Origin of the sequence: Micromonospora sp. NPDC047793 (assembly GCF_040642635.1) — a bacterium.
In the GTDB taxonomy this organism is placed as follows: Bacteria; Actinomycetota; Actinomycetes; order Mycobacteriales; family Micromonosporaceae; genus Micromonospora.
The window spans coordinates 92,296-98,541 of record NZ_JBEYSG010000011.1; the positions used below are offsets into that span (position 1 = coordinate 92,296).

4 protein-coding genes are annotated in these 6,246 nt (G+C 69.0%); 3 read left to right on the forward strand and 1 reads right to left on the reverse strand.

Going from position 1 to position 6,246, the window contains the following annotated elements; translation table 11 throughout:
- Positions 1-16: 16 nt before the first annotated feature.
- Complete coding sequence (locus tag ABZ738_RS21640) at positions 17-1,384, reverse strand: glycine betaine/L-proline ABC transporter ATP-binding protein (protein ID WP_357215872.1); 1,368 nt, start codon at positions 1,382-1,384, stop codon at positions 17-19.
- A gap of 890 nt (positions 1,385-2,274) precedes the next feature.
- On the opposite strand from ABZ738_RS21640, the gene ABZ738_RS21645 reads away from it, so the two are divergent.
- From ABZ738_RS21645 to ABZ738_RS21655, 3 genes are all read left to right on the forward strand, one after another.
- Positions 2,275-3,894, forward strand: a complete 1,620-nt coding sequence (locus tag ABZ738_RS21645; RefSeq protein ID WP_131053843.1) for a glycosyl hydrolase family 18 protein — start codon at positions 2,275-2,277, stop codon at positions 3,892-3,894.
- A gap of 207 nt (positions 3,895-4,101) precedes the next feature.
- A complete protein-coding gene (locus tag ABZ738_RS21650; protein WP_131053844.1) occupies positions 4,102-4,608 on the forward strand; it encodes a hypothetical protein in 507 nt (168 codons plus the stop codon).
- Between the two features lie 86 nt (positions 4,609-4,694).
- Positions 4,695-6,101, forward strand: a complete 1,407-nt coding sequence (locus ABZ738_RS21655; protein WP_131053845.1) for a class II 3-deoxy-7-phosphoheptulonate synthase — start codon at positions 4,695-4,697, stop codon at positions 6,099-6,101.
- Positions 6,102-6,246 lie beyond the last annotated feature (145 nt).

Here is a 6,246-nt window from a genome sequence, read left to right on the forward strand (position 1 = left end):
AGACCGTCGGCGCGGTTCACGCGGATCCTCCCGTGAGGCGGACCGATGGCTCGGCAACCACCTGGACCGGTACCTGCGGTGCGGTGTCGCTTCCGGGCGGCGTCGTGTCGGCCGTTCCGCCCGCCTGGACCGCGTCGGCGGTCGGCGTCGTCCCGGCGGGCTCCGGCGTGGCGGTGTGCTCGCCGATGTCAGCGCTGATGCTGCCCAGGGCGCTCAGCAGCGTGACCCGTGGAATCACGCCGGCGAGCCGCCCGGCTGCGTCGACCACGGCGACGGGCGCCGGGCTCTCGGCGCAGGGCGCGAAGATATCGGCCACCGGCGTCGTGTCGTCGACCATTCGGGCGTACTCGGTCGACACGATCTCCTGGAGGTTGGTCATTCCGTCCCGGACCGCCCGGGTGGCGTCGTCGGCGGTCACGGTGCCCAGGTACCGCTTGTCGCGGCCGGTGATGTAGACGGCTGACGTCTGGGTCTCGCGCAGTACGCGGGCGGCCACCCGAGGGCCGGAGTTCACGTCCACGACGCCGAGCGGCCGCTCCATGACCGCTGCCGCGGTGAGGATCCTGGTCCGGTCGACGTCGGCGACGAACTGGGCGACGTAGTCGTTGGACGGGTCGGTGAGGATCTCCTCGGCGGTGCCGATCTGGACGATCCGGCCGGCACGCATGACCGCGATCCGGTCGCCGAGGCGCATCGCCTCGTTGAGGTCGTGCGTGATGAACACGATCGTCTTGCCGAGCTCGGCCTGTAGTTCGAGGAGCTGGTCCTGCACCTCGCGGCGGATGAGCGGATCGAGCGCGGAGAAGGCCTCGTCCATGAGCATGATGTCGGTGCCGGCGGCGAGCGCGCGGGCCAGACCGACCCGCTGGCGCATGCCGCCGGACAGTTCCTGCGGCAGCTTGTCCGCCCACTTGTCCAGGCCGACCATCCGGAGCGCCTGCAGCGCCTTCTCCCGACGCTCGGCGCGGGGCATGCCCGCGACCTCAAGCGCGTAGCCGGCGTTGTCCAGCACCGACCGGTGCGGCTGGAGCGCGAAGTGCTGGAAGACCATGCTGATCTTCTCGCGGCGTAGCTTGCGTAGCGCGGCGGGCTTGAGCGTGGTGATGTCGACCCCGTCGACCTCCACCGTGCCGTGCGTGGCGGGCAGCAGCCCGTTGAGCATCCGGATCAGGGTGGACTTCCCCGAGCCGGACAGGCCCATGACCACGAAGATCTCGCCGCGTCTGACCTCGAAGTTCGCGTCGACGACCGCAGCCGTGACCGGTAGACCTGCCAGTTCCTCGTCCCTGCCTGCGCTGTTCCTGAGGATTTCCATCGCCTTGTCGGCGCGGTTCCCGTAGACCTTGTACAGGGAGTTCACTCTGAGTGCGGACACGGTCTCCATTCCAAGGGCATATGGTACGAGGCCAATTCTCGGGCGACGGACGCAGGCGTGCATCTACCGAAAATCTGTCGTGCCGTGGGCCGGCCGGAGACAGGATAGTCCCCGGTGGAGCGACACCCGACCTTACCCGAACGGTTTCCGTCGACGAAAACGTCGATGCCGAACCGTGTCGTGAGCGGGGTTACAGGAATACGTTCCGGCGGCGGTCATTGCGGGCAGTATTGGTTGCACAAGTGCAATTCTGGGATGAAGAACCGAGCACCTGGCGGACCTCCGATGGTGGGCATTAACGCACGAAACGGTCTATATCAAGCGCTGTGTCGATCACTGGGCGTAGCCGCCGCGTTCGGATGACGTCTGATTGTCCGTGTCGTTCCGCACACTTTCCGGATCCGGTGGCATCGCATTCTTCGCGGGCGGGACCCGTCGTGTCATTGCGTGCGATGAACTCGACTGATGTGGATATTCATGGATTCGACATGGAACCTTCGTGAGACCGAGACGGAATCTCCACGGGATCTACACGGTTCCGCCGGTCCCCGAATTCGTGCCGTCGACCACGGGTGAGCGATCGACAGATGTCGACCGGCATTGGGGCGGGACTCCGGCGGTGGGGCCCGGCGGCGCATCGATCGGGGGTCGCGAGCGGGGATGCCGGGTCCGTGGTGGGTGCCGGATTGCGCCCCACGGGTGGCTGGCCCGGCGGGGTGGGCGGGGGTGCTGTCCGGGGGCGGGCGCTGGTTCCGCTGCTCGGGGGCGGTGTGCGCCGTGGTCGGTGCGAGCCCTGATCGAGTCGGGGATCGAAAGATGCACATCTTGACGAAGTGGTGTCGTGTGAGTAGCGTCTCCTCATCCTTTTGGAAAGTTTCCTAACTGTTTGGAGACGCCACATGAAGAGATCGCTCCGCCGGGCCCTCTGGGTCGGCGCCGTGGTCGCGGTGACCGTCGCCACGGTCCCGATGGCCTCGGCGTTCGGCGCCGGAAGCGTGACCACCTCGTTCAACCGGGTGTCGGACTGGGGGACCGGTCACGAGACGCGGGTCACCGTCACCAACGGCTCGACCGCCACCGTCAGCACCTGGCGCATCGAGTTCGAGCTGCCCTCGGGCACCAGCGTCAGCAGCTCCTGGGACGCCGACGTCACCCGTAACGGCAACCGCTACGTGGCCGTCAAGAAGAGCTGGGCCGGCGGACTGGCCCCGGGCGCCTCCTTCAGCTGGGGCTACAACGGCACCGGTGCGTACCGGGCGCCGTTGAACTGCACGGTCAACGGCGTGGCCTGCGGCGGTGGCACCCCGCCGCCCACCACGACGCCGCCCACCACCACCCCGCCGACCACCGCTCCGCCCACGACTCCACCGCCCACCACCCCGCCCCCGACCACGCCGCCGCCGAGCGGCCAGAAGGTGGTCGGCTACTTCACCCAGTGGGGCGTCTACGGCCGTAACTACCACGTCAAGAACATCCACACCAGCGGCTCGGCGTCGAAGCTGACCCACATCCTGTACGCGTTCGCCAACACCACCGGCGGCCGGTGCACCATCGGTGACAGCTACGCCGACTACGAGAAGGCGTACACCGCGGCGGAGAGCGTCGACGGCGTCGCCGACACCTGGGACCAGCCGCTACGGGGCAGCTTCAACCAACTGCGCAAGCTCAAGAAGATGTACCCGCACATCAAGGTGATCTTCTCGGTCGGCGGCTGGACCTGGTCCGGCGGCTTCACCCAGGCCGCGCAGAACCCGACCGCCTTCGCGGAGAGCTGCTACAACATGGTCGAGGACCCGCGCTGGGCGGACGTCTTCGACGGCATCGACATCGACTGGGAGTACCCGAACGCCTGTGGCCTGACCTGCGACGCCAGCGGCCCGAACGCGTTCAAGAACGTGGTCAGCGCGCTGCGTACCCGGTTCGGTTCCTCGGCGTTGGTGACCGCCGCGATCACCGCGGACGGCAGCAACGGGGGCAAGATCGACGCGACCGACTACGCCGGTGCCTCGACCCACCTCAACTGGATCATGCCGATGACGTACGACTACTTCGGCGCCTTCGCCCCGCAGGGCCCCACCGCCCCGCACTCGCCGCTCAACTCGTACACCGGCATTCCGCAGCAGGGCTTCTGGTCGGACGCCGCCATCCAGAAGCTCAAGAGCAAGGGCATCCCCGCCAACAAGCTGCTGCTCGGCATCGGCTTCTACGGCCGGGGCTGGACCGGGGTCACCCAGACGACGCCCGGCGGCACCGCCACCGGACCGGCCCCCGGCACCTACGAGCAGGGCATCGAGGACTACAAGGTGCTCAAGAACACCTGCCCGGCCACCGGCACCATCGGCGGCACCGCGTACGCCAAGTGCGGCAGCAACTGGTGGAGCTACGACACCCCGTCCACCATCGGCGGCAAGATGACGTACGCGAAGAACCAGGGCCTCGGTGGCGCCTTCTTCTGGGAGCTCTCCGGAGACACCAGCAACGGTGAGCTGATCGGCGCCATCAAGGGCGGTCTCGGCTGAGCCGAAGGCCGACGTGTCACCCACACGACGGGGAGGGGCCGCACCGGCCCCTCCCCGTCCGCGCCGTCGGCGGCGTGATGGCGTGCAAGGAAGGGACCCTTCCTATGCAAAAGACGATAGGAAGGGTCCCTTCCTTGCACGCAGGGCGGGTGTGACAGACTCGCCGATCGACTGGTTGCGGATGGTGGGCGGGAGGTCACGACAGCGATGCCGACGAGATTCCGGCGGTCGGTCGTCACCGCCGTGCTGATCGCGAGCATGCCGGCCGCGCTGGCCGGCTGCGGCCTGCTCGGCGGGGAGGACGAGGCGGAGCAGCCCGGTCGGGCGCCCGCCGAGGAAGCCACGACCAAGGCCCGCGAGCGGGTGCAGGCGTACCTCGACGCGATGGCGGCCAAGGACGTGGCGGCCGGGCGCAGTCAGCTCTGCACCACGCTGCACGAGGCGTTCGACGATGCCGCCACCGGTCCCAACGGTGACTTCGCGGACCACTTCGAGGTACCCCGCTCCGAGATCGTCGACATCCGGCCCGGAGAGGCCGGGCAGGAGGTCAGCGTCTCGGTCACGGTGACCGCCGGTCGCCGCGAGGCCACCCGAGCGTTGCTGTTCACGGTCACCCGGGACGGGCTCGACTGGTGCATCTCGGCCGAACGCCCGGGTGGGAACAGCCCCGCCCCGGTGGCGCCGGACGGCAGTGCCCCGGCCCCGACCCCGTGACCTGCGTCGCCGTCTGACCCGTCCATCTGCCGGAACCCGGCCCCTCGCCGGTCGCCCGTTCGGTCGGTCGCCGTACGCTGGGATTCATGCGCCATGAGTGGCATCAGTTGAGCCATCCGTCGGTGGGCAGCCCGGTGTTGCAGACCAGCCGTCCGACCGTGAACTCCGCCGAGGACGAGGCCCTCGGCCTGGACCGCTGGCGGGAGCTGCCACGGGCCCAGACCCCGCCCTGGCCGGACCAGGCCCAGGTGGCCGAGGTCTGCAAGGTCCTCGACACGGTGCCGTCGGTGGTCGCACCGTACGAGGTCGACCAGCTCCGTCGGCGCCTCGCGCTGGTCTGCGAGGGCAAGGCGTTCCTGCTTCAGGGCGGTGACTGCGCCGAGACCTTCGCCGACAACACCGAGAGCCACCTGTTGGCCAACGCCCGCACGCTGTTGCAGATGGCGATCGTGCTCACCTACGGCGCCTCGCTGCCGGTGGTCAAGGTGGCCCGGGTCGCCGGGCAGTACACCAAGCCGCGGTCGCTGCCGACCGACGCCCGGGGGCTGCCGGCCTACCGCGGCGACATGATCAACTCGCTGGAGGCCACGCCGGAGGCGCGCGTCGCCGACCCGCAACGCATGATCCGGGCGTACGCGAACTCGGCCGCCGCGATGAACATGCTCCGGGCGTACCTCGCCGGCGGGCTGGCCGACCTGCACGCCGTGCACGACTGGAACAAGGGATTCGTGCGCAACTCCCCGGCCGGCGAGCGGTACGAAGCGATCGCCCGGGAGATCGACCGGGCGATGGCCTTCATCCGGGCCTGTGGGATGACCGACGACGAGGCGCTGCGTACGGTCACCCTCTACTGCTCGCACGAGGCGCTCGCGCTGGAGTACGACCGGGCGCTGACCCGGGTCTCCGACAACCGGGCGTACGGGCTGTCCGGGCACTTCCTGTGGATCGGTGAGCGGACCCGGCAGCTCGACGGGGCGCACATCGACTACATCTCCCGCATCGCCAACCCGATCGGCGTCAAGCTCGGCCCGACCACCACCCCGGACCAGGCCATCGAGTTGTGCGAGAAGCTCAACCCGGACAACATCCCCGGCCGGCTCACGCTGATCAGCCGGATGGGCAACCACAAGGTCCGGGAGGCGCTGCCGCCGATCGTGGCGAAGGTGACCGCCGCCGGTGCCAAGGTGGTGTGGCAGTGCGACCCGATGCACGGCAACACCCACGAGTCGTCCAACGGCTACAAGACGCGGCACTTCGACCGGATCGTCGACGAGGTGCTGGGCTACTTCGAGGTGCACCGGGGGCTGGACACCCACCCGGGCGGCCTGCACGTCGAACTGACCGGCGAGGACGTCACCGAGTGCCTGGGCGGCGCGCAGAACATCGCCGACCTGGACCTGCCCGGCCGGTACGAGACCGCCTGCGACCCGCGCCTGAACACCCAGCAGTCGTTGGAGTTGGCGTTCCTCGTAGCGGAGATGCTCCGTGGCTGACGCGAGGAGTGAGCTTGCGAGCCCCGCAGTCGGCGGCCCAAGAATGACCGTGGCTGACGCGAGGAGTGAGCTTGCGAGCCCCGCAGTCGGCGGCCCAAGAATGACCGTGGCTGACGCGAGGAGTGAGCTTGCGAGCCCCGCAGTA